This is a genomic window from Massilia luteola, from assembly GCF_034420155.1.
In the GTDB taxonomy this organism is placed as follows: domain Bacteria; phylum Pseudomonadota; class Gammaproteobacteria; order Burkholderiales; family Burkholderiaceae_D; genus Telluria; species Telluria luteola.
The window spans coordinates 116,292-138,648 of record NZ_JAXOFN010000012.1 but is presented as its reverse complement, the minus strand read 5'-3'; the positions used below and the strand labels follow the sequence as shown (position 1 = coordinate 138,648).

At 66.5% G+C, this 22,357-nt stretch carries 20 protein-coding genes, 2 tRNA genes and 1 pseudogene; 13 read left to right on the top strand and 10 right to left on the bottom strand.

The window, feature by feature from the left end; all coding sequences use genetic code 11:
- The first annotated feature begins 166 nt into the window (after positions 1-166).
- The 6 genes from U9J41_RS14390 (at position 167) to accD (ending at position 5,563) form a co-directional block, all read left to right on the top strand.
- Positions 167-1,084, top strand: a complete 918-nt coding sequence (locus U9J41_RS14390) for a peptidylprolyl isomerase (protein WP_322402880.1) — start codon at positions 167-169, stop codon at positions 1,082-1,084.
- A gap of 141 nt (positions 1,085-1,225) precedes the next feature.
- Positions 1,226-3,202 carry a DNA mismatch repair endonuclease MutL gene (mutL, locus tag U9J41_RS14385; RefSeq protein ID WP_322402879.1) on the top strand — a complete coding sequence of 659 codons (1,977 nt, stop codon included), beginning with the start codon at positions 1,226-1,228 and terminating at the stop codon, positions 3,200-3,202.
- Positions 3,203-3,210: 8 nt separating this feature from the next.
- The gene (gene miaA, locus U9J41_RS14380) at positions 3,211-4,164 is read left to right on the top strand and encodes a tRNA (adenosine(37)-N6)-dimethylallyltransferase MiaA (protein WP_322402878.1); all 954 of its coding nucleotides are present in this window, start codon (positions 3,211-3,213) and stop codon (positions 4,162-4,164) included.
- 86 nt (positions 4,165-4,250) lie between these two features.
- Positions 4,251-4,327 (top strand) — tRNA-Met (locus U9J41_RS14375).
- A gap of 66 nt (positions 4,328-4,393) precedes the next feature.
- Positions 4,394-4,470: transfer RNA gene (locus U9J41_RS14370), tRNA-Met, on the top strand.
- Positions 4,471-4,684: 214 nt separating this feature from the next.
- Positions 4,685-5,563, top strand: coding sequence for an acetyl-CoA carboxylase, carboxyltransferase subunit beta (gene accD, locus U9J41_RS14365; protein ID WP_322402877.1), 879 nt, complete (start codon positions 4,685-4,687; stop codon positions 5,561-5,563).
- Between the two features lie 53 nt (positions 5,564-5,616).
- Here accD and U9J41_RS14360 read toward each other — a convergent pair whose 3' ends face one another.
- From U9J41_RS14360 to U9J41_RS14340, 5 genes are read right to left on the bottom strand one after another with little or no spacing between them, the layout of a single operon-like run.
- Positions 5,617-5,946, bottom strand: a complete 330-nt coding sequence (locus U9J41_RS14360) for a putative signal transducing protein (RefSeq protein ID WP_322402876.1) — start codon at positions 5,944-5,946, stop codon at positions 5,617-5,619.
- Between the two features lie 39 nt (positions 5,947-5,985).
- A complete protein-coding gene (locus U9J41_RS14355; RefSeq protein WP_425260469.1) occupies positions 5,986-7,287 on the bottom strand; it encodes a DUF445 domain-containing protein in 1,302 nt (433 codons plus the stop codon).
- 28 nt (positions 7,288-7,315) lie between these two features.
- Positions 7,316-8,473 (bottom strand): CaiB/BaiF CoA transferase family protein, encoded by a 1,158-nt coding sequence (locus U9J41_RS14350; protein ID WP_322402874.1) that lies wholly within the window; start codon positions 8,471-8,473, stop codon positions 7,316-7,318.
- Positions 8,473-9,609 carry an acyl-CoA dehydrogenase family protein gene (locus tag U9J41_RS14345; RefSeq protein WP_322402873.1) on the bottom strand — a complete coding sequence of 379 codons (1,137 nt, stop codon included), beginning with the start codon at positions 9,607-9,609 and terminating at the stop codon, positions 8,473-8,475. The genes U9J41_RS14350 and U9J41_RS14345 overlap by 1 nt, the downstream gene beginning before the upstream one ends.
- A gap of 10 nt (positions 9,610-9,619) precedes the next feature.
- Positions 9,620-10,801 (bottom strand): lipid-transfer protein, encoded by a 1,182-nt coding sequence (locus U9J41_RS14340; RefSeq protein WP_322402872.1) that lies wholly within the window; start codon positions 10,799-10,801, stop codon positions 9,620-9,622.
- 116 nt (positions 10,802-10,917) lie between these two features.
- On the opposite strand from U9J41_RS14340, the gene U9J41_RS14335 reads away from it, so the two are divergent.
- Together U9J41_RS14335 and U9J41_RS14330 are read left to right on the top strand one after the other, a co-directional pair.
- Positions 10,918-11,553 (top strand): TetR/AcrR family transcriptional regulator, encoded by a 636-nt coding sequence (locus U9J41_RS14335; protein WP_322402871.1) that lies wholly within the window; start codon positions 10,918-10,920, stop codon positions 11,551-11,553.
- A gap of 85 nt (positions 11,554-11,638) precedes the next feature.
- Positions 11,639-13,333, top strand: coding sequence for a cation:proton antiporter domain-containing protein (locus tag U9J41_RS14330; protein ID WP_322402870.1), 1,695 nt, complete (start codon positions 11,639-11,641; stop codon positions 13,331-13,333).
- Here U9J41_RS14330 and U9J41_RS14325 read toward each other — a convergent pair.
- Together U9J41_RS14325 and U9J41_RS14320 are read right to left on the bottom strand one after the other, a co-directional pair.
- Positions 13,310-13,909, bottom strand: coding sequence for a copper chaperone (locus tag U9J41_RS14325; protein WP_322402869.1), 600 nt, complete (start codon positions 13,907-13,909; stop codon positions 13,310-13,312). The genes U9J41_RS14330 and U9J41_RS14325 overlap by 24 nt on opposite strands.
- Positions 13,906-14,700, bottom strand: coding sequence for a DUF899 domain-containing protein (locus U9J41_RS14320; protein WP_322402868.1), 795 nt, complete (start codon positions 14,698-14,700; stop codon positions 13,906-13,908). The genes U9J41_RS14325 and U9J41_RS14320 overlap by 4 nt, the downstream gene beginning before the upstream one ends.
- A gap of 86 nt (positions 14,701-14,786) precedes the next feature.
- On the opposite strand from U9J41_RS14320, the gene U9J41_RS14315 reads away from it, so the two are divergent.
- Positions 14,787-16,007: a helix-turn-helix domain-containing protein gene (locus U9J41_RS14315; RefSeq protein ID WP_322402867.1), complete on the top strand. Its 1,221-nt coding sequence runs from the start codon at positions 14,787-14,789 to the stop codon at positions 16,005-16,007.
- A gap of 9 nt (positions 16,008-16,016) precedes the next feature.
- Entirely contained in the window at positions 16,017-16,646 is a 630-nt protein-coding gene (locus U9J41_RS14310) for a Vgb family protein (protein ID WP_322402866.1), read from the top strand.
- Between the two features lie 90 nt (positions 16,647-16,736).
- Here U9J41_RS14310 and U9J41_RS14305 read toward each other — a convergent pair whose 3' ends face one another.
- A complete protein-coding gene (locus U9J41_RS14305; RefSeq protein WP_322402865.1) occupies positions 16,737-18,698 on the bottom strand; it encodes an AAA family ATPase in 1,962 nt (653 codons plus the stop codon).
- Between the two features lie 512 nt (positions 18,699-19,210).
- On the opposite strand from U9J41_RS14305, the gene U9J41_RS14300 reads away from it, so the two are divergent.
- A complete protein-coding gene (locus tag U9J41_RS14300) occupies positions 19,211-19,477 on the top strand; it encodes a hypothetical protein (protein WP_322402864.1) in 267 nt (88 codons plus the stop codon).
- Between the two features lie 238 nt (positions 19,478-19,715).
- On the opposite strand, the gene U9J41_RS14295 is transcribed toward U9J41_RS14300, so the two are convergent.
- The gene (locus U9J41_RS14295; RefSeq protein WP_322402863.1) at positions 19,716-20,267 is read right to left on the bottom strand and encodes a DUF1697 domain-containing protein; all 552 of its coding nucleotides are present in this window, start codon (positions 20,265-20,267) and stop codon (positions 19,716-19,718) included.
- Between the two features lie 139 nt (positions 20,268-20,406).
- On the opposite strand from U9J41_RS14295, the gene U9J41_RS14290 reads away from it, so the two are divergent.
- Entirely contained in the window at positions 20,407-20,739 is a 333-nt protein-coding gene (locus U9J41_RS14290; protein WP_322402862.1) for a hypothetical protein, read from the top strand.
- Positions 20,736-21,578, top strand: a complete 843-nt coding sequence (locus U9J41_RS14285; RefSeq protein ID WP_322402861.1) for an HDOD domain-containing protein — start codon at positions 20,736-20,738, stop codon at positions 21,576-21,578. Before U9J41_RS14290 ends, U9J41_RS14285 begins: the two co-directional genes overlap by 4 nt.
- A gap of 218 nt (positions 21,579-21,796) precedes the next feature.
- Here the strand turns inward: U9J41_RS14285 and U9J41_RS14280 are convergent.
- Positions 21,797-22,108: pseudogene (locus U9J41_RS14280) on the bottom strand (hypothetical protein); the annotation flags it as partial.
- Between the last annotated feature and the right edge of the window lie 249 nt (positions 22,109-22,357).

Genomic DNA, 22,357 nt, shown 5'->3' with positions numbered 1-22,357 from the left:
TAGCGCCGAATCATACCATCAGTCCGGCACCGGAAATGGCTCCCGGCGCATCCTGCCCGCGAATTTTCTTCGTCGGCAAATGGTTTCATTTCCGTCATTTTCCATATTACAATCGTCATCACACCCCCAACGACCAGGCCCGCCACAAGCGGGCCAAGGAGACGACTTGAAGGCTTATCCGATCCTCCGGCGCGCGATCCTCGCCGCCGCCTGCGCCCTGTTCGCGGCAAGTGCCGCCGCCGCGAAAGAACTCCCGCCCAAGCCCAGCGTCGCCGATATCGTCAAGGCATCGAAGCCGTCCGACTGGCGCGCGCTCGATCCGGACAACACGCTGTACATGGAACTGCCGTTCGGACGCGTCGTCATCGAACTGGCGCCGACGTTCGCGCCGAACCACGTCAAGAACATCAAGGCCCTCGTGCGCGCGCATTATTTCGACGGCCTGGCCATCGTGCGGGTGCAGGACAACTGGGTCGTGCAATGGGGCGACCCGAACGAGGACAACGACAAGGCCCGCGCCGTCAAGGGCGCGCAGAAGACGTTGAAGGCGGAGTTCACCGTGCCCATCAAGAACGACACGCATTTCACGCGCCTGCCCGACGTCGACGGCTACGCGCCCCAGGTCGGCCACTCGAACGGCTTTCCCGTCGGCCGCGATCCGAAGACGGGCGAGACCTGGCTGGCGCACTGCTACGGCATGGTCGGCGTCGGCCGCGACAACGATGCCGACAGCGGCGGCGGCACGTCGCTGTACGCCGTGATCGGCCCGGCGCGCCACCTCGACCGCAACATCACGGTGGTCGGCCGCGTGATCTCCGGCATGCCGCAACTCGCCGCCCTGCCGCGCGGCCCGGCACCGATGGGCTTTTACGACAAGCAGGAGATGAACGTGCCGATCAGCGCCGTCAAGCTGGCCGCCGACGTCCCGCCGGACCAGCGCAGCCGCTTCGAAGTGATGCGCACCGACAGCGCTGCGTACCAGGCCGTCCTCGACGCCCAGCGCAACCGCGGCGGCCCATGGACCAAGGTCGCGGCCGGCCACCTCGACCTGTGCGCCGCGCCGATCCCGGTGCGGGAACAATAACACCGGGGTCAGAGCCCTTATTTTGGCAAGAATCTTCAAGCCACTTTTGTCAAGAAATTGCCTCAAACCGGGCTCTGACCCCGGTTTGGCAAAAATCAAACAACGGCGTTCCCGGGGCCGGTCGCGAGCTATAATCACCGGATGAACGCCCCGGCCCTTATCCACCGCCCCATCCAGCAGCTTCCCGACCAGCTCATCTCGCAGATCGCCGCCGGCGAAGTCGTCGAGCGGCCGTCGGCCGTGGTGAAGGAATTGCTGGAAAACGCGCTCGACGCCGGCGCCACGCAGATCACGATCCGGCTCGAGGAAGGCGGCGTCAAGCGCATCGCCATCACCGACAACGGCCGCGGCATCCCGCCCGAGGAATTGCCGCTCGCGCTGGCGCGCCATGCGACGTCGAAGATCGAGTCGCTGACCGACCTCGAGAACGTGAACACACTCGGCTTCCGCGGCGAGGCGCTGGCGTCGATCGCGTCCGTCGCGGCCGTGTGCATCACGTCGCGCACCCCGGGCGCGCCGCACGCGTGGGAGATCGTCGGCTCGCACCAGGGCACGGTGGCGCCGTCGTCCGGGCAGTTCGGCACGACGATCGACGTGCAGGACCTGTATTTCAATACGCCCGCGCGCCGCAAGTTCCTGAAATCCGAGCAGACGGAATACGGCCACTGCGCCGAGGTCGTGCGCCGCATCGCGCTGGCGCGGCCGGACGTGTCGTTCAGCCTGACGCACAACGGCCGCACGATCGATCACTGGAACACGAGCGAGCACGCCAAGCGCAGCGCGCAGATCCTCGGCGGCGACTTCGCCGAAGCGCGCCTGCACCTGGATGAAAGCGCCGGCCCGCTGCGCCTGCACGGCTACGTCGGCCTGCCGACGGCATCGAAGGCGCGCGCCGACAGCCAGTATTTCTATGTCAACGGCCGCTTCGTGCGCGACAAGCTGCTCGTCCACGCGGTGAAGGCCGCGTACGAGGACGTGCTGCACGGCGACCGCTTCCCGTCGTACGTGCTGGCGCTCGAACTCGATCCGGCGATGGTCGACGTGAACGTGCACCCGTCGAAGGTCGAGGTGCGCTTCCGCGACAGCCGTGCCGTGCACCAGTTCGTATTCCACGCCGTGCAGCGCGCGCTGGCCCAGACGTCGGCGACGGCGCACAGCAACGCGCCGGCACCGGTGAGCGCGGCCGAGATCACGCCGTCGTCCACGTCGCTGGGCGATGGCGCGGCCTGGCACCGCCCGCACGAGCAGACGTCGTTCGGATCGCAACTGGCGTCGCCCGCCTGGACGTCCGGCGGGTCGTCGTCGTCCGGCACCGGCGGTGGCGGCGGCGGCACGCGCGCATCGTCGACGTTCTCGCCGTCCCCGTTCGCGCCCGGCAGCCGCTGGGACGCGCCGGCGGGCGCCGGCATCCCGCAGCGCACCGACAGCTATGGCGCGCTGTTCACCGGCGCCGCGAAGACCACGCCGCCGGGCGTGGAGGAAGCGCCGCTGCCGGAACCGAGCAAACCCGCCTCCGACGACGACTTCCCGCTCGGCTTCGCGCTGGCCCAGCTGCACGGCATCTACGTGCTGGCGCAAAACCGCAAGGGGCTCGTCCTCGTCGACATGCACGCCGCGCACGAACGCATCCTGTACGAGCAGCTGAAGAACGCGCTCGACGCCCAGGCCGGCGGCGAGCAGATGCAGGTGCAGCAGATGCTGATCCCCGTGACCTTCTTCGCCGATGCCATCGAAGTGGGCACCGCGCAGGAAGAACAGGAGACGCTCAAGGCCCTCGGCTTCGACATCGCGGCCGTGTCGCCGACGACGCTCGCCGTGCGCGCCGTGCCCACGCTGCTGAAGAACGCCGACGCCCAGACGCTCGCGCGCGACGTGCTGCGCGACGTGCGCGAATTCGGCGGCTCTCGCGTGCTGATCGAGCGCCGCAACGAACTGCTCGGCACCCTCGCCTGCCACACGGCCGTGCGCGCGAACCGCATCCTTACGCCGCCCGAAATGAACGCCCTGCTGCGCCAGATGGAAGCGACGGAACGCGCCGACCAGTGCAACCACGGCCGCCCGACCTGGGTGCAACTGGAAATCGCCGCCCTCGACAAGCTGTTCCTGCGCGGCCAGTAAAGAAACGAATGACTTCGCATCGAAAACCGCTGGCCGTGGCCATCATGGGCCCGACCGCGTCCGGCAAGACGGCGGCCGCACTCGCGATCGCGCGTGAACGTCCCGTCGAGATCATCTCGGTCGATTCCGCCCTCGTCTACCGCGGCATGGACATCGGCACGGCCAAGCCTTCGCCTGCGGAACTGGCGAGCGCGCCGCACCACCTCATCGACATCATCGACCCGCTCGACGCCTATTCGGTCGCCCAGTTCCGCGACGATGCGATCCGCCTGGTGGCCGAGATCCAGGCGCGCGGCCGGCTGCCGCTGCTGGTCGGCGGCACGATGATGTACTTCAAGGGCCTGAACGACGGCCTGGACGACCTGCCCACGGCCGACGCCGCCGTGCGCGCCCGCATCGACGCCGAAGCGGCGCGCATCGGCTGGCCCGGCATGCATGCGAAGCTGCGCGACGTCGACCCCGTCACGGCCGACCGGCTGGCGCCGAACGACGCCCAGCGCATCAACCGCGCGCTGGAGATTCATGCGCTGTCGGGCAAGCCGATGTCCGCGCTGCTCGCGCGGCGCGAAAAAACCGAGCTGCCGTTCGACCTCGTGCCGTTCGCGCTGGAGCCGTCCGACCGCGCCGTGCTGCACGCGCGCATCGCACTGCGCTTCGACCAGATGCTGGGCACGCGCGACGACACCGGCATCGTGGCCGAGGTCGCGGGCCTGCGCGCGCGCGGCGACCTGCATCCGAACCTGCCGTCGATGCGCTGCGTCGGCTACCGCCAGGCGTGGGAATACCTCGACGGCAGCATCGACCGCGCGCAGCTGCGCGAGACGGGCATCGTCGCCACGCGCCAGCTGGCCAAGCGCCAGCTGACCTGGCTGCGTTCGATGCCGGAGCGGATCGTGATCGATTGCCTGGGCACGGATCCGGCGCGCACGATGCTCGATCATCTGTCCTCGTTGCGGGCTTGAGACGATTCGAACGGGTCTGGACAGGGTGATCCGGAGCGGGTAGCCTTGACACTTCCGGGGCCGATCGGCATAATGCACCCCGTTCCGGTGATATAGCTCAGTTGGTTAGAGCATAGCATTCATAATGCTAGGGTCGGTGGTTCAAGTCCACCTATCACCACCACAGGATTCAAGCAAAATGGCTTGGCATTCAAGGCTGAGCCATTTTGTTTTCACAGCGTTACAAGCTGGTGATATAGCTCAGTTGGTTAGAGCATAGCATTCATAATGCTAGGGTCGGTGGTTCAAGTCCACCTATCACCACCACAGAATGGTCCGCGCAACGGCCCGGCTCGCATCGAGCCGGGCCGTTTGCGTTTCACACCCGGCCACGGCCTCCGTGCCTGTCAGTACGGGCGTTGGTGGTGGTTTTTGATGTTAGAATACCCGCGAGAACAAGTCGCGAGGCGCTCGAAACAGTTGATCATAATGCAATACTCGCGTTATGAGTTGGCATTACAACGTTCAATGAGGATTCTGAATGAGTTGGTTGGAAAGACTTCTTCCTCCGCGCATCCAACGCTCGGATAAGGACGCCCGCCGGTCGATACCGGAAGGCTTATGGATCAAATGCCCGTCTTGCGAAGCGGTGCTGTATCGAAACGATCTGGAAGCCAACCTTCACGTCTGCCCGAAATGCAGCTACCACATGCGCATCCGGGCACGCGAGCGACTTGATGCGCTGCTCGACGCCGAAGGCCGCTATGAAATCGGCCAGGAAGTGTTGCCGGTGGACAGCCTCAAGTTCAAGGACAGCAAGAAATATCCGGACCGCCTGAAAGATGCGATGGAAGCCACCGGCGAGACCGATGCGCTGGTCGTGCTGGGCGGCGCCATCATGAGCATGCCCGTCGTCGTATCGTGTTTCGAGTTCGAGTTCATGGGCGGCTCGATGGGTTCGGTCGTCGGCGAACGCTTCGTGCGCGGCGCGCAAGCCGCGCTGGAGCAGAAAGTGCCGTTCATCTGCATCACCGCCACCGGTGGCGCACGCATGCAGGAAGGCCTGCTGTCGCTGCTGCAGATGACCAAGACCACCGCCATGTTGACCAAACTGGCGGAAAAGAAACTGCCATTCATCTCGGTACTGACGAACCCGACGACCGGCGGCGTATCGGCATCCTTCTGCTTCATGGGCGATGTCGTGATTGCCGAGCCGAAAGCGCTGATCGCGTTCGCCGGCGCCCGGGTCATCAAGAATACCGTTGGCGAAACGCTGCCGGAAGGCTACCAGCGTGCCGAGTTCCTGAAGGAGCGCGGCGTGGTGGACATGATTGTCGACCGTCGCAACATGCGGCAAGAAATTGCCCAAGTGCTGGCGCTGCTGATGGATCTGCCGATCGACGCGCTGTCGCCGGCCTGATCGTCCGCACGTCGAACGGCCACCGCCTCGCAAGAGCCGGTGGCTTTTTCTTTTCAGGGCGCCGCGCCGACGTCCGCATCTTCCCCCAACGCGAACTCGCCGCGCGCGAACGCCTCGAGCACGGCCTGGGCCTCCTGCAGATGGTCTTGCGGGACGAGGATGCGCACGCCGCCGAGGGCCGGCGCCAGCAGCAGGTCGGTCTGCACGAGGTGGGCGTCGGCCAGCACGGCCGGGACGCCGGAGGCGACGAGGCAGCCCTGCACGAGGTTCGCTTCCAGCGGGATCAGGTAGCGCGCGACCTCGACCAGGTCGCGGCCCGGCAGGCGCGCCAGTTCGGGGACGCCTGCCAGCGTGGCGTTCATGGTATCGCTCGGTGCCTGCATGACGATCCTCCGATGTGAAAGTGCGGCCGTGCCGCCATCTTACCCCAGCCGATCCGCGTGGGCGAGCCAGAGCGGCAGCGCGGACAGCAGGTACAGCACGACGCCGATCAAGCCGCCCACGATGGTGCCGTTGATGCGGATGTATTGCAGGTCCTTGCCGATGTTGATCTCGACCTGGTGCGACATCTCGCCGCTGTCCCAGTGTTTCACCGTGTCGGCGATGTGGCGCGTCAGGAAGCCCGCGAATTCGGGCGCCGCGCCGCGCGCGGCCAGTTCCAGGTTCTCGTTCAGCGCGGTGCGCAGGACCTCGTCCTCGGCCAGCGTGCGTCCGATCCAGGCGCCGGTGGCGACGATGCGGCTGCGCAGCACCGAGTCGGCCTGGTGCAGGTCGGCCTTGATCCAGCCTTTCAGGTCGCCCCACAGCGAACCGATGTAGCCGTTCACGGTGGCGTCGCCGATCAGGTGGCGCTTGATGTCCTCGCCCTTCTCGATGAAGGCCGGATCGGTTTTCAGGCGCTCGATGAAGTCGTGCGTGAACACGTCGAAGCGCCGGCGCAGCGGATGGTCCGGGTCTTCGCTCACGCGCCTGAGGATGCCGGCCGCGAGCCGCACGGCGACGTCCGCCCCCTTGCGCCCGATGAGTTCCGACGGCAGCATCTTTTCCATGAACGCGTACTCGTCGCGCAGCCAGTCGACGATGCCCCGCGCGACGAAGGCCTGCGTCTCCTCGTTCGCCAGCAGGTGCGCGAGCTGGTCGATCCCCTCGTCGAGGATCGCCTGGTGGCGGCCGTCGCGCGTCAGGCTTTCCAGGATCGTGCCCGCCGTCTGCGACAGGTCGACGCCGCCTATCATGCCGTGCACCGCGCGGCGCATGAAGTTCTGCACGGCCGCGTCCTCGATGACGTCGAGCGCGAAGCCGGCGATGCGCACGAGGGTGTCGCCCAGGCGTGCCGTGTTCTCCGGCTTCGTGAGCCAGTCCGCGACCTTCTGCGCCGGGTCGTGGTGCTGGATCAGGCGCACGATGGAATCCGTGTCGAGGAATTTTTCGCGCACGAACGCGGCGAGGTTGTCTGCGATGCGTTCCTTGTTGGCGGGGATGATCTCCGTGTGGCGCGACACGAACGGGATCGGAATGCGCCTGAACAGCGCGACGACGGCGAACCAGTCGGCCAGCGCGCCGACCATCGCGGCTTCGGCAAACGCCTTCAGCAGGCCGATCCACACGTTGCCCGGCCAGCGGGCGGTCAAGCCCAGCGACACGGCGAACAGCGCGGCGGCCCCGGCGAAAAAGCCCAGCGCCAGGCGCTTGGACTGGCGCAGCTCGCGCTCCTTGTGCAGCATGGTCTCCATGCCGCCATCGTAGCCCAGCCTAGACGATATTGTCGCGCCGCAGCGCGGCGATGGCGTCCGGCGCCCAGCCCCAGTCGGCCAGGGCGGCCGCCCCGTCCGGTGCGGCGACCGGCCCAGCCTGCCCCGGCGTGCGCGAGAAACGCGGCGCCGGCGCCGGCTGGGTCACGCCGTCGACGTCGACGAAGGTTGCGCGCGCCGCGTTGTGCGGGTGGCGCGGCGCCTCGTCCATGTCGAGCACGGGCGCGAAGCAGGCGTCCGTGCCCTCCAGCAGCGCGCACCAGGCGTCGCGCGTGCGCGTGGCGAACAGCGCCGCGAATTTGTCCTTCAGCGCCGGCCAGTCGTCCTGCCGCCACTGGCGCGCGAACGCGGGGTCGTCGGCGCCCGCCAGCACCAGCAGCCGCGCATAGAACTGCGGCTCGATGGCGCCCACGGCGATGAACCTGCCATCCGCGCAGGCATACGTGGCGTAGAACGGCGCGCCGCCGTCCAGCAGGTTCGCGCCCCGCTGCGCCGACCACGAACCGTGCGCGCGCAGGCCGTACATCATGGCGCCCAGCAGCGCGGCGCCGTCCGTCATCGCCGCATCGACGACCTGGCCGCGGCCGGACGTGCGCGCTTCCAGCATCGCGCAGACGACGCCGAACGCCAGCATCATGCCGCCGCCGCCGAAGTCGCCGACGAGATTCAGCGGCGGCGGCGGCGGACGGTCGGCATCGCCCATCGCATGCAGCATGCCGGACAGCGCCACGTAGTTCAGGTCGTGCCCGGCCGCCTGCGCGAGCGGCCCGTGCTGGCCCCAGCCGGTGACGCGGCCGTACACGAGCTTCGGGTTGCGGTCGTGGCACACGTCCGGCCCCAGTCCCAGCCGCTCCATCACGCCGGGGCGGAAGCCTTCGACGAGCGCATCGGCCTGCGCCACGAGGTCGAGCAGCAGCTGGCGCGCGCGCGGCTGCTTCAGGTCCAGCGCCAGCGCACGGCGGCCGCGCGCCATCACGTCGTGTTTCGTGCCCAGCATCGGGTACGGATCCGGCGCGGCCGAGGCACGGTTCACATCGGGCTTGCGGTCGATGCGGATCACGTCCGCGCCCATGTCGGCCAGCATCATCGCGGCGAACGGGCACGGGCCGATGCCGACCATCTCGATCACGCGCAGGCCCTGCAAAGGTCCGGTCGTCATCACAGCGAGCGGGCGATGATTTCTTTCATGATCTCGTTCGCCCCGCCGTAGATGCGCTGCACGCGCGCGTCCAGGTACATCTGCGTGATGGGGTATTCGAGCATGTAGCCGTAGCCGCCGAACAGCTGCAGGCAGCGGTCGACGATCTTGCATTGCAGGTCCGTGATCCAGTACTTCGCCATCGACGCTTGTACGGTGTCCATGCGGCCGGCGACGAGGTCCTCGATGCAGCGGTCGATGAATACGCGCGCCACCGTCGCCTCGGTCTTGCACTCGGCCAGCACGAAGCGCGTGTTCTGCATGTCGATGAGGGCCTGGCCGAATGCGCGGCGCTCGCGCGCGTGCGTGACCGTGAGCGCCAGCGCGCGCTCGATGCAGGCGACGCCCGCCACGCCGACGATCGTGCGTTCGTATGGCAGCTCCGTCATCAGCTGGGCGAAGCCGCGGCCGTCCTCGCCGCCCAGCACGCCCGAGAGCGGGACGAAGGCATCGTCGAAGAACAGCTCGCAGGTGTCCTGCCCCTTCTGCCCCATCTTGTCGAGGATGCGGCCGACGCGAAAGCCCGGATTGTCGGCCGTCTCGAGCAGCATCAGCGAGACGCCTTTCGCACCCGCGGCCGGATCGGTCTTGGCGACGACGACGATCAGGTCGGCCAGGTAGCCGTTCGAAATAAAGGTCTTGGAACCGTTCAGGCGGTAGCCCAGGTCGGTGCGGACGGCCGTCGTGCGGATGCCCTTGAGGTCCGATCCGGCGTCCGGCTCGGACATCGCGATGGCCGCGACGATCTCGCCGCTCGCGAGGCGCGGCAGGTATTTGTACTTCTGCTCTTCGGTGCCGTGGTTCAGCAGGTAGTGCGCGACGATCGCGTGCACGTGCAGGCCGAACGCGGTGTCGCCGGCCAGCGCCAGCTCCTCGAACACGACGGCCTGGTGGGCGAACGTGCCGCCCGAGCCGCCGAAATCGTCGGGGACGTCGGCCAGCAGCAGGCCGAGTTCGCCGGCCTTGCGCCACAGCGCGCGGTCGACGTGCTGCTGTTCGCGCCAGCGCTGCTGGTGCTGCACGACCTCGGCGGCGACGAAGCGGCGCACGGCATCGCGGAAGGTTTCCAGTTCGGGCGTCATCCAGGGTGATGTCATGGCCGCCTCCTCACACTTGATACAGCGTGACGACGCAGGCGCCGCCCAGTCCCAGGTTGTGCTGCAAGGCCGTGCGCGCGCCCTCGACCTGGCGCGCGCCGGCGCTGCCGCGCAGCTGGTGCGTCAGTTCGAAGCATTGGGCCAGCCCCGTCGCGCCGAGCGGGTGGCCCTTCGACAGCAGGCCGCCGGACGGATTCGTGACGACCTTGCCGCCGTACGTGTTGTCGCCGTCGCGGATGAATTTGTCGGCCCCGCCTTCCGGGCACAGGCCGAGCGCCTCGTAGGTGATCAATTCATTGTGCGCGAAGCAGTCGTGCAACTCGACGACGTCCAGGTCGTCCGGCCCGATGCCGGCCTGCTCGTAGACGTTATGGGCCGCGTCCCGGCTCATGTCGTAGCCGACGAGGCGCATCATGTCGTTCGAATCGAACGTGCCGGGACGGTCCGTCGTCATCGCCTGCGCGGCGATGTGGACGTCGGCGCGCAAGCCGTGTTTTTTCGCGAAGCCCTCGGACACAAGCACGGCCGCGGCGGCGCCGCACGTGGGCGGGCACGCCATCAGGCGGGTCATCACGCCGGGCCAGATCGCGGGGGCGTCGAGCACGTCCTGCACGCTGACTTCCTTGCGGAACAGCGCCAGCGGATTGTTGACGGCATGGCGGCTGGCCTTGGCGCGGATGCGTGCGAAAGCGGCCAAAGGCGTGCCGTATTTTTCCATGTGCGCGAGGCCGGCGCCGCCGAAGTAGCGCAGCGCCAGCGGGATCTCCGGCTTGCCGACGAGGCGGTCGGTGACGGCGTCGAAGTCGTCGAACGGCGCGGGACGATCCGTGAAAACGGACGCCAGCGCGCCGGGGCTCATCTGCTCGAAGCCCAGCACGAGCACGCAGTCGGCCGCCCCGCCCTGCACGGCCTGGCGTGCAAGATAGAGCGCCGTGGAGCCGGTGGAGCAGTTGTTGTTGACGTTGACGATGGGGATGCCGGTCATGCCGACGCCGTACAACGCCTTCTGGCCGCAGGTGGAATCGCCGTAGACGTAGCCGCAATAGGCCTGCTCGACGTCGTCCCACGCGATGCCCGCGTCTTCCAGCGCGGCGCGCGCGGCCATGGCGCCCATCTCGTGGTACGGGGCGCTCGCGCCCGGCTTGGCGAACGGGATCATCCCGACGCCCGTGACATGGACTTTGCGGCTCATCGTCGTCTCCTCGAGCTGTGCTCTGTGATGGTATGCAGACCAGGTCAGATAACCTGCCGGAAGATTATAGGTCAGTCGTACTGGTTTTGAAAGCATGCCGTGCGATAATCCCGGCCATGAACCCGACGCTCGACCAGACCCTGCGCAACAAATCCTCCGTCACGACCGAGAAAGGCTGGGAACGCGTGCACGCGATCCTGCAGGCCGCGCGCCGGCTGCTGGCCGCGGACGGCTATGCCGGGCTGTCGATGCGGCGGGTGGCGGGCGAGGCGGGCATGACCCTGTCGAACGTCCAGCATTATTACGGCAGCAAGGAAGTGCTGCTGGAGGCCGTCCTGCTGTCCACGATGGACGAGTTCCAGGCGAAGATGGACCGCATCTCGGCCGAGATGAGCGACCGCCCGCGCCTCGACCGGTTCCTGTCAACGACGGACATGTTCCTGGAAGAGATCACGGATCCAGTCACGCACGCGCTGTTCTTCGAGATCTGGGCGCTGGCGTCGCGCAACGCATTCGCCTCCAACCTGATGGACCGCATGCTCGGGCGCGAACGCAAGACCGTCTACAACCTGATCCGCGGCCTGAATCCGGCCATCCCGGACGAGGAATACATGCAGCGGGCGATCCTGATGGTGGCGCAGATCGAAGGGCTGATGCTGTTCCGCCTGGACCGCGAATCGCGCCGCGAGCAGTTCATGGCCGTGCGGGCGGCGGTGCGCAAGGCACTGTTGAATCTGGCGACCGTGCCGTAATCGTCTCGTCGCTTATACTGGACCGGCTTACGTAGGGCGGGCGGCCCTCCGCCCACCTACGCCGGTTGACGACAAAGGACTCCAGATGCAGCACGACATCAGCCTGATCACCACCATCGCCGCCGCCCTCGGTCTCGGCCTGCTGTTCGGCATGCTCGCCGTGCGCCTGCGCCTGCCGGCCCTGGTCGGCTATCTCGCCGCCGGCGTCGTCATCGGTCCCGCCACGCCCGGCTTCGTCGCCGATGTGCACCTGGCGTCGCAGCTGGCGGAGATCGGGGTGATGCTGCTGATGTTCGGCGTCGGGCTGCATTTCTCGCTGGACGACCTGCTCGAAGTGAAAGGCATCGCCCTGCCCGGCGCCGTGCTGCAGATCGCGGTGGCGACCCTGCTCGGCATCGGCCTCACGCATCTGTGGGGCTGGGACCTCGGGGCCGGCCTCGTGTTCGGCCTCGCGCTGTCCGTCGCGAGCACGGTGGTGCTGCTGCGCGCGCTGGAAGATCGCGGCGAGCTCGATTCCTTCAATGGCCGCATCGCCGTCGGCTGGCTCGTCGTGGAAGACCTCGTGACAGTGCTCGTGCTCGTGCTGCTGCCCGCGCTGGCCGGACCGCTGGGCGGCAAGGGCGACAGCGGCGGTTCGCTGTGGCTGTCGCTCGGGAAGACGCTGCTGCAGGTCGGCGCCTTCATCGCCTTCATGCTGCTGGTGGGCCGCAAGCTGTTCCCGTGGTTCCTGTGGCGCGTGGCCAGGACCGGCTCGCGCGAGCTGTTCACGCTGGCCGTGATCGCGGCCGCCGTCGGCATCGCCTACGGTTCGTCGCACCTGTTCGGCGTGTCGTTCGCGCTCGGCGCCTTCTTCGCCGGCATGGTGCTGCGCGAGTCGGAGCTGAGCCACCGCGCGGCGCAAGAGACGCTGCCGTTGCGCGACGCGTTCTCGGTCCTGTTCTTCGTCTCCGTCGGCATGCTGTTCGACCCGCGCGTGCTGGTCGAGAGCCCGCTGGAAGTGCTGGGCGTCGTCGCCATCATCATCGTCGGCAAATCGCTGGCCGCCTTCATCCTGGTGCTGGCGCTGCGCTACCCGCTCAATACGGCGATCACGGTGTCCGCGAGCCTCGCGCAGATCGGCGAATTCTCGTTCATCCTGGCCGCCCTCGGCATCTCGCTCGGCCTGCTGCCGGCGATGGGCCAGAACCTGATCCTCGCCGGCGCCATCATCTCGATCGCCGTGAACCCGCTGATGTTCAAGCTGGTCGGCCCCTTGCAGAACTGGCTGCGCCCGGACGCCGAACGCGCGCGCAGGATGGCGCGCTCGCCCGATCCGCTGGCCGAGCTGCCGACGACGGTCGCGCACGAGCGCCTGACGGGCCAGGTCGTCCTGGTCGGCTACGGCCGCGTGGGCAAGCGCATCGCGCAGGAACTGGACCGCCGGGGCGTGTACTACGTCGTGGCCGAACAGAACCGCGACATCGTCGAAGACCTGCGCCGGCGCGACCAGCCGGCCGTCGCGGGCAACGCGGCCGATGCGGCGGTGCTGATCCAGGCCCACATCGCGCGCGCCGCCATGCTCGTGATCGCGACGCCGGACACCTTCCACGTGCGCGCCATGGTCGACACGGCCAAGGCCCTGAACCCCGCCATCCGCTGCGTCGTGCGTACGCACAACGAGGAAGAGGCGCGCCTGCTGCGCGCAGAGACGGGCGGCACGGTGCTCGTCGGCGAACACGAACTGGCGCGCAGCATGGCGCACCACGTGCTGGACGGGTTAGCGCTCGCGCAGGCACACTGATTCCGCGGCCACGACGGCGATCGCGCAGACCATCGTGCTTCGCTCCATGATGCCGGCGGCCAGCAGCGCGACGCTCAGGCCCGCGCAGCGCCGTACACAATGCCCGCCCAGGCGCGCGCCCTGCCGCAGCGCGGCGGCGAAGACGGGCGGCGCGGACGCCGCGGCGGGCGGTTGCAAAGGACGGCGACGCCATGACGCCACATGCCAGCCCACGCCCGCCACACCGGCCGCCGCCGCCAGCATGGGCACCATCCGCGCCACCGCGGGCATGCCCGGCAGCGCCCGCGCCACGGCCGCGCCGATCACATACAGCGGCAGGCCCGAGGCCGTCCAGGCCGCGGCCCACGCCAATCCGGCCGTCAGCGTGAGCAGCAACGGCCGCCACCCGCCCGCCCCGTCCAGCGCGGTCCGATAGCGCCGCAGGGCCGGCACGGCGAGCGGCAGCATCATCGGCACCATCATCGATGCCCACATCCGGGTAAAGCCGGCCGCGGCGCCAAGCCACGACTGTCCGCACATCGGCAGCCAGATCGTCGACATGGTCCACCCGCCGGGCATCGGTATTTCCCCCGTCATCGCACGGGATACTCGTCGTGCCGCCGCCACCAGACGCCGTCCTCGTTGCGGCCCCTGGGTGCGCGGTCCAGCCATTGGAACATGCCCCACAGTCCGTCGAGGCCGCGCGAATATGTCGAATACGTGTGATACACGACGCCGTCCTCCAGCACGAATGCGCTCAGGCCGGGCCGGTCGCGCGTGTAGGTGGCGAGGTCGGTGCCGGTCGCCGCGGCCTGCAGCTGGGCTGGACCGGCGCTGTCCCGCATCGTCCAGTCGGTGCTGGTGGACGTGCGCATCGGCGGCTCGCGGCGGTAGTTGTACTCGATGCCGCCTTCGCGCTGCTGCGTCTCGTTGAACCAGACGTTGAAGTCGGCGTTGAAGTCCGCGCCGCCGTCCTGGTGCGCCGTCGCCCACGGGAACGTCCATCCCATGCGCGCCTTATATGCGCGCAATCTGGCCTGCGGTGCGCGCGACACCGCCGTCAGCATCACGTCGTGGTTGGCCAGGTGCGTGGCGATGCCTTCGAAGCCATCGGCGATCGCCGAGCAGGATGGACAGCCCGCCGTGTAGTCGACACCGAACATGAAGTGGTAGACAAGCAGTTGCGAGCGGCCCTGGAACAGGTCGGCCAGTGCCGCGCTGCCGGTCTCGGTATCGAACCGGTAGTCCTTGTCGATGCGGACCCAGGGCAAGGCCTGCCGCTGGCGCGCCAGTTCGTCGCTGCGGTGCGTGAGCTCGCGCTCCGCTTCCCACAGCCGCAGCCGCGCGGCCAGCCATTCGTCCCGGGTTCCCGTCTGGTGCATGGTCATCGTCTTTCTCCTGTTGGTTGAAGTTGCGGTGCTATATTAGGGACGGCACGGCACACGACGGGAGTGACAAGTTTGGCGCGATTCCGATGGACTCGATGATCACGGCGGCCGCCCTCGCGCTGGCGCGCGGCGACGCGCTCGGCGCGCTGGATCGCGTCGCCTTGCGTGACGACGCGCCCGCGCTGGCATTGCGCGGCATCGCGATGGCGCAGCTGGGCGACCTCGCGCGCGCCCGCCTGCTGGTGCGCCGCGCCGCCCGCGCCTTCGGTGCGAAGGAAGCCGTCGCGCGCGCGCGCTGCCGGCTCGCCGAGGCCGAGATCGCCCTCGCCGTGCGCGATCTCGGCGCCTGTGCCACGCTGCTCGGCGACGCGGGCCGCACGCTGGAAGCGCACGGCGACCACGCCAACGCGGCGCACGCCCGCTACCTGGAGATCCGCCGCCTGCTGCTGCTGGGCCGCCTCGACGAAGCCGAACGGCGCCTGGACGCGCTGGACCCGGCCCACATGCCGCCCGCCCTGCGTGCCGCGCACGAGCTGACCGCGGCCGGCATCGCGATGCGCCGCATGCGCGCGCACGCGGCGCGCGCGGCGCTCGTCCGCGCCCACGCCCACACGCGCGCCGCCGGTATCGCCGCACTGGGCGCCGAGATCGGCCTGGCCACGCGCCTGCTCGACGCGCCGGCGGCCAGGCGCGTCACGCCGGATGGGCACCGGGACGTGCTGCTCGACGAGGTGGAGCGGTTGATGTCGTCCACCGCGCTGGTGGTCAATGGCTGCCTGCATGCCGTGCACCACCTCGGCACGGAGATTCCGCTGGCCCGGCGCCCGGTCCTGTTCGCGCTGGTGCGCACGCTGGCCGAGGCCTGGCCGCAGGATGCGCCGCGCGAGACGCTGATCCTGGCCGCCTTCCGCATCCGCCATCCCGACGAGACCGACCGCGCCCGCCTGCGCGTCGAGGTGGGCCGCCTGCGCACCGTGTTGCGCGGCGCCGCGGGCGTGCGCGCGACGCCGCGCGGCTTCCAGCTGGTTGCGCGCGATGGCCACGAGGTCGCCGTGCTCGTGCGCCCCGTTGACGACGACCACGCGCCGGTGCTGGCATTGCTGGCGGACGGCGAGGCGTGGTCCAGCTCCGCGCTCGCGCTGGCATTGGGAACCAGCCAGCGCACCGTTCAGCGTTCGCTGGAAACGCTGGCGGCCGCCGGCAGGATCCAGGGATTCGGCCAGGGCCGCGCGCGCCGCTGGGCGATGCTGCCCCTGCCCGGTTTCGCGACAAACTTGTTACTCCCGACCGCGCTGGGCGCTCCATAAAATGAACGTATGAAAACGACACCCGCCCACATCGTCCGCGAATACGGACCCTTCGACGACAAGCCCGGCGTGCACGGCGTCTCCTTCGACGGCAGGCAGCTCTGGTTCGCATCCGGCGACCACCTGAACGCGGTCGACCCCGACAGCGGCCGGCTGCAGCGCGCCCTCGATGTCCAGGCCCACGCGGGCACGGCCTTCGACGGCCGCTACCTGTATCAGATCGCGGACAACCGCATCCAGAAGATCGATCCGGACACGGGCGCGGTGCTGTCGACCATCCCGACGCCGGAAGACGGCGGCGCCGGCCTCACCTGGGCCGAGGGCTCGCTGTGGATCGGCCAGCACCGCGCGCGCAAGATCCACCGCATCGATCCGGAGACCGGGGCGATCCTGAATACGATCGAATCGAAGCGCTTCGTCACCGGCGTGACGTGGTTGAATGGCGAACTGTGGCACGCCACCTGGGAAAACGACCGGAGCGATCTGCGCCAGGTCGATCCGCGCACGGGCGCCCTGCTGCAAAGCGTCGAGATGCCGGCCGGCGCGATGGTGTCCGGCCTCGAATCCGACGGCGTGGACCGCTTCTTCTGCGGCGGGGGCGGCAGCGGCAAGATCCGCGCCGTGCAGCGCCCCAAATAAAAAAACGGCGGACATCGCTGTCCGCCGCATTAACTTGAGTTCAACTCAAGACCATCAAACAACCACCAATCGTTACGTTGCCCGCAGCCTTCAGGCCACCGCCTCCTCGGCGCACAGCTTGAGGCTGGCGTGGCGCGGCGCGTTCAGGCCCGCCATCAATGCGTCCTGGTGCTGTGCCAGCAGCTCGAACACGGCGTCCTTGGACAGCACGTACTGGTCCAGCAGCGTGTCCTTGATCGACACGATCACGTCCTCGTAGTCGCGGATCGCGTCCAGCGTGTAGTTGTACAGCTCGTCCGATTTCTCTTCCACCTGGCGCAGCAGGTGCTCGCCGGAGGCGTCGTTGGAAAGCTGGCTGTAGTCGATCTTGGCGCGCGAATACATCGACAGGCGGCCGACCATCAGGTTCAGCATCTTCGTGATCTTTTCGATGTCGTTCTGGCTGCCCACCGAGATGCCGCGTGCGCCATAAAACAGTTCTTCCGCCGCCACGCCGCCGTACAGGCCGATCACGTCGCGCTCAAGCTCCTCCAGCGTGCGCAGCGACATGTCGTCACCGGATTGCAGCACATAGCCCAGCGCACCGATCTTGGACACCGCTTCCGTGCTGATCTTCAGCAGATGCGACTTTTCCTTGACCTCGGCCAGGCTCATGCCGGCGCGCAGGAACGGATCGATCTGCATGAAGAAGTGACCCAGTTCGTGCACGGCGATGCGCTCGCGCTGCTTGTGCTTCTCGGCCGTCGTGGCGCGGTCCGTCAGGCCGATCGTGGCACGCTCGTAGGCGCGGAACAGCAGGTCGGTGTTGATGATCGCCTTTTCCTGGATCGAGATCATCGACGCGCGCTCGACCACGGTTTCCAGCAGCGCCGGGCTCAGGTTCTGGGTCATTTCCGCGACCTGGTCCAGGTCGACGTCGTTCCAATCCACCAGGCCTTCCTTCTTGCGCGACAGGAAGCTCTTCAGCAATTCGCGGCGTTCGGCCTTGTTCGGCAGGCGGAAATTGATCTTCACGGAGAAACGGCGCAGCATCGCCTCGTCCATCTCCGACGACGCATCGTCGAAATTCGACGCCACGACCCAGATCACGCCCGCGCCCTTGTCGCTCTTGACGCCGTCCAGCAGGCCCAGCAGGGTGTTGGCCGTGTCGTCTTCCCATTTCTTTTCGCTGCGGCCGCGCGGCATGAACAGGCTTTGCGCTTCATCCAGGAAGATGATGCAGCGGCCCTTGCCCGATGCCTTGCGGTACAGGGCGTTCAACGCCTTCGAACCGCCGCCGACATAGCCCGACTCCAGCGCCGAACCGGATGCCTGGATCAGCGGGATGTCGAGGCGCTTGGCCAGGTAGCCCACCAGCTTCGTCTTGCCCGTGCCGGCCGGCCCCGTCAGCATGACGTTGAACGGCTTGTCGATGTTGTGCTCTTTATAGAGCTCGCGGTTGCGGATCATGTCTTCCAGGTGCAGCACTTCCTGCTTGATGTCTTCCATCCCGATCAGGTCGTCCAGGCTGCCCTTGAGCTTGTCCGGCGTGATCAGCTGGCTGCTCATGCCCGTGCCCGGGATGCCGAATTTCATCGCGTACAAAATCACGGCCAGCACGGTGATGTCGAGCGCATGGCGCTTCAGGAAATCGAACACGTCGGCGCCGAAGCCTTCGCCCTCGTCCTGCAGGACGGCCTTGTGCGACGCCAGGTATTCGTCCTTGGCGATGGAATACGGGATCGCGTTCTTGAGCAGCACTTCGCGCTCCAGCGACAGGTGCGACGTGCTCGGCACCTTCACCACGTGCAGTTGCGGTGCGCCCTTGAACTTGAAGATATAGCGCGGCGAATCGGACAGCGGCTTCGCGACCAGCAGGTAGTCGAGACGGTCCTTCTCGGCGACCAGTTGGGTGATTTCGGAAATATTCTGCGAGTAGACGACCGGAGACGGATCCTGCGGGATATCGGCCTTGTAGATTGCCCAGCCCGTCAGCACGCCGAGCATTACGGCAGTCAAGATCCGGACATAAACATTCTTAAAGGCAATTTGAATTCGGGCAAAATTGGGCATATCGATACTCTACAAAGTCGAAGGTGCGTGATACTGCGGATATTGCATGCCTTCCGAAGTGCCGAGTGGACGCGAAAGGCGGCGGTGCGGGGACCGCGGGGTATTCAAACGTGTGCGTTTGATATTGTTTTGATGCCCGAAGGCAATGGGGATATGGAGACTATACTCGCAAAGAAAAGCGACGTGTATACCGTGCGCGGAAAAAATTTTGAATCGCAACACGGGTGATCAATTTGATATCGCATTTCATTGTCCATCCCACATATCTCATAAATAAATCGCAATAAACCATTTCATACTTGGCTTTTTCTCAATAGCCAGCCGATTAATTAATTGCATTTGTTTTATTTAAAAATAATTAACTTTGCCATCTGATTATCATGCTTTAACCGCACGTAACGGACGCAATGCACGGCGCATTTTTGCTATGCTGGGATCATCCGCATGACGCCGCCAACGGTCGCGCGGATGACGTCAGCCATTGTCAGACAATGCATTGATAAGGAATGACCGTGAAACGATACGCACTCGCCGCAACGCTCAGTCTCTTGATGGGCGGCGCCGCCCAGGCCGCCGCCATTGACCTCGACAACAGTCACGCCGTCACCCGCATCCGGGGCGTGGCCGACCTGTCGACGGTAAGTCGCAACGAAGTGGTGGTACCACCGTCCCCTTCGATGTCCGAACTTCCGGAACCGGAAGTGTTTGCCATGATGCTGGTCGGCCTGATCCTGATCGGTTATCGGGCCAGCCGCGACAGCAGTGAGAAATTTAAATAGGGGAATAACAGCGGGGAACGCGTTCAAGCCTGGACTATTCCGCAAGACGCGGAAAGTGCGCCACAGTTGGGTGGCGCGACATCTTGACGATTCACCCATCACGGCGCCGCGAGGCGCCGTTTTCTTTTCCAGCAATGCCTTTGGGAAAGGCCAGACGCGTCGGCATCAAGAAAAACATATGGAAACGGATTGCCCGATTTCAAGGCCTTTTATTTGGCGCCGTCTAATCCGATACCAATCAGACCGGCAATTCCTGGCACAGCGCATGCAATTTGCTCAACGTGGCCCAATTGCGCGCCGTCGTTGCATCGCCCAACTGCTTGCCCAGCGCCGCGGCGGCCGTGCTGTCGAGGATGCCGCCGGGGCACCATACATAAGCGGCCCGCTCGCCCAGCGCCACCGCGCCCGGATGCCAATCCTGGCCGCACAAGGCTTCGATGGCGTCGCGCGGATGGGGGGCCGCGAGGATGAAGGTCAGCAGACGCGAATGGTCGGTCGCCAGCTCCAGCAAGGGATTGGACGACATGATCCCGTCCAGTTCGTCGCAACCGAGTACGAGGGTGCGGGAGGCCACGCCGAGCTTGAGCACGAGCGCGTCCTCGATCCCGGCCGCCACCGCCTCATGCGCCCGGGCCGGACCGGTGAACACGACGTTCCCGCTGTTCAGCAGGCTACGCACGTCGTCGTAGCCGAGATCCGCGATCAGTTTGCGCAGGTCGGCCATGGCAATACGTTTCGCCCGCCCGACATTCACGCCTCTCAAAAGAGCAATGTAGCGTTTTCTGGTCATCCGGCCATCGTACCCCGCCCGGATTAAGACAGCATTAAGGCGGCGCGCGACCGCCTTACAACACCCGGCCCACCGGCCGCTCACACGCGCCTTACCCGATGGTAATATCAATACATTGCAAAAAACGAAAGAGGGAAGCATGAGCGGTCCTTTCCAGCTCACGCCGCTGGCCGAGACCCGTCCGGGCATGGTGTTGTCCGACGTCGTACGCGACGGCAAGGGAAATGTATTGCTGGCGCAGGGCGTCGTCCTGACGGAATCCATGCTTGGCTCGCTGGGACGCCACGGCATCGACATGCTGCCGATCGTGCAGGCCGTCGCGGCACCGCCGCCGATCGATCCGGAAGCGGTCCAGGCGCGGCTCGATCACGTGTTCCGCCGACACGACCGCGACGACCTCGGCGACTGGGCCACCGGCATCCTGCGCCGCTACGTCGAAGATTACCGGCTGCAGCGCGAGGTGACAGCATGAACCGCCTGACGCCCGAACAACTGGCGGCCGGCGTGCAAGACCTGCCGTCGCTGCCCGCCGTCGTGATGGAGTTGCTCAGCAGCATAGAGCAGGAAGACATCGACATTTCGGTGCTGGCGAAAAAAGTGTCGTATGACCAGGCATTGACGGCCAAGACCTTGCGCTTGGCCAATTCGTCGTCCTACGGCCTGCAGGTCAAGGTCACGACGATCCAGCAAGCCATTACCTTTCTCGGCTTCCAGACCACGCGCAACCTGATCACGGCGGCCGCCATCACGGGTTGCTTTCCGAGCGGGCGGTGTGCCGGATTTCATGACAAGGCGTTCTGGCGCCATTCGATCGCCACGGCCGCGTGTGCACGCGCGCTGGCGCGCCGGATGCGCTTCAATCAGGACATTGCCTTTACTGCTGGCTTACTGCACGACATCGGCCGGCTCGTGCTGGTGACGGGCCATCCGGACGCCTACGACCAGGTCGTGGCCTGGCATGGGCAGCATGGCGGCGACTGGCAGGAGGCGGAACGGGCCGTACTCGGCATCGACCACGTCGACGCGGGGGTGGCGCTGGCCGACCACTGGAATTTCTCGAGCACCATACGCCAGGTCATCGCCTGTCACCACACGCCCGACACCCACGGTGCGGGGTTCCTGGCGGCAATCGTGCACGTGGCCAACGCCATCGTGCACGCACTCGATCTCGCCGGTGAAGACGACGAACTGGTGCCGCGCGTGTCCAACGTGGCCTGGGATGCGATGGGATTGAATGAGGAAGCCTATTTGCACCTTTTCCGGGAGACGGAATTGCAGTTCGGCGAGATGTCGACCATCCTGATGGCTTGAGACACGCTGTTCAAGCCCAGGATGGCCGGCAGTGGTGACGGCAGCGAAGGCAAGCTTCGCGGCCGGGTCTGGCCGCAGGCATGACAGGACCGGCTGTCACGCCCGCAGCCTCAGTGCGCATAGTTACCCGACGGCTTGGACGATGGCGAAGCGTCGTTCGATTGCGATTGAGCCGATTGCGCTTGCGGCTGACCTTGTTGCTGTTGTGCGGCCTGCTGAGCAGCTTGCTGTGCAGCTTTTTCCTCAGGCTTCGGGCGGCCTTGAGCGTCCGACAGACGGTATTTGGTGCGACGGTCGCCCATCAGGTCACGCAGATCGCGGATGCTCATGCCGGTCACTTCGTGCATGCGGATCAGCAGCGATGCGCCGACCGGCAGGCGGTGGTGACGGATCTTGCTGATCACCGGAGGAGCGACTTCCAGCATGCGCGACAGCGCTGCATCGTTCTTCAACTGCATTTTGCCGAGCAGAATGTCCAGCAAGTGGTTGGGGTTGTAGCTTTCCTGGGATGACAAAGCATGATGTGCCATGATGACCTCGTGAATGGTTAAAATAGTTCTTTTACGAACCGTGTGTAATGACTAAGTTTCGTCAACATAAGTTCCCGGATCGCGCTATCGACTGACCAGGCGCCTGCCTGATATGCCGGCAACGTTACCGGACCGCGTGCGCTCCCTTGGCGGGAAGCGCGAAAACCAATGCAGCGTCGGAACCCTGTCCGGGCGCCGCGACCGGAACTGCGGCCGCCGCTGCGGTTTTTTGCACTCCCCGCTTCCCAC

Excerpts from the sequence above, each read along its gene's own strand:
- mutL (WP_322402879.1), top strand. The coding sequence starts at position 1,226 with ATGAACGCCCCGGCCCTTATCCACCGCCCCATCCAGCAGCTTCCCGAC.
- miaA (WP_322402878.1), top strand. The coding sequence starts at position 3,211 with ATGACTTCGCATCGAAAACCGCTGGCCGTGGCCATCATGGGCCCGACC.
- accD (WP_322402877.1), top strand. The coding sequence starts at position 4,685 with ATGAGTTGGTTGGAAAGACTTCTTCCTCCGCGCATCCAACGCTCGGAT.
- U9J41_RS14360 (WP_322402876.1), bottom strand. The coding sequence starts at position 5,946 with ATGCAGGCACCGAGCGATACCATGAACGCCACGCTGGCAGGCGTCCCC.
- U9J41_RS14355 (WP_425260469.1), bottom strand. The coding sequence starts at position 7,287 with ATGCTGCACAAGGAGCGCGAGCTGCGCCAGTCCAAGCGCCTGGCGCTG.
- U9J41_RS14350 (WP_322402874.1), bottom strand. The coding sequence starts at position 8,473 with ATGACGACCGGACCTTTGCAGGGCCTGCGCGTGATCGAGATGGTCGGC.
- U9J41_RS14345 (WP_322402873.1), bottom strand. The coding sequence starts at position 9,609 with ATGACATCACCCTGGATGACGCCCGAACTGGAAACCTTCCGCGATGCC.
- U9J41_RS14340 (WP_322402872.1), bottom strand. The coding sequence starts at position 10,801 with ATGAGCCGCAAAGTCCATGTCACGGGCGTCGGGATGATCCCGTTCGCC.
- U9J41_RS14335 (WP_322402871.1), top strand. The coding sequence starts at position 10,918 with ATGAACCCGACGCTCGACCAGACCCTGCGCAACAAATCCTCCGTCACG.
- U9J41_RS14330 (WP_322402870.1), top strand. The coding sequence starts at position 11,639 with ATGCAGCACGACATCAGCCTGATCACCACCATCGCCGCCGCCCTCGGT.
- U9J41_RS14325 (WP_322402869.1), bottom strand. The coding sequence starts at position 13,909 with ATGACGGGGGAAATACCGATGCCCGGCGGGTGGACCATGTCGACGATC.
- U9J41_RS14320 (WP_322402868.1), bottom strand. The coding sequence starts at position 14,700 with ATGACCATGCACCAGACGGGAACCCGGGACGAATGGCTGGCCGCGCGG.
- U9J41_RS14315 (WP_322402867.1), top strand. The coding sequence starts at position 14,787 with ATGGACTCGATGATCACGGCGGCCGCCCTCGCGCTGGCGCGCGGCGAC.
- U9J41_RS14310 (WP_322402866.1), top strand. The coding sequence starts at position 16,017 with ATGAAAACGACACCCGCCCACATCGTCCGCGAATACGGACCCTTCGAC.
- U9J41_RS14305 (WP_322402865.1), bottom strand. The coding sequence starts at position 18,698 with ATGCCCAATTTTGCCCGAATTCAAATTGCCTTTAAGAATGTTTATGTC.
- U9J41_RS14295 (WP_322402863.1), bottom strand. The coding sequence starts at position 20,267 with ATGACCAGAAAACGCTACATTGCTCTTTTGAGAGGCGTGAATGTCGGG.
- U9J41_RS14290 (WP_322402862.1), top strand. The coding sequence starts at position 20,407 with ATGAGCGGTCCTTTCCAGCTCACGCCGCTGGCCGAGACCCGTCCGGGC.
- U9J41_RS14285 (WP_322402861.1), top strand. The coding sequence starts at position 20,736 with ATGAACCGCCTGACGCCCGAACAACTGGCGGCCGGCGTGCAAGACCTG.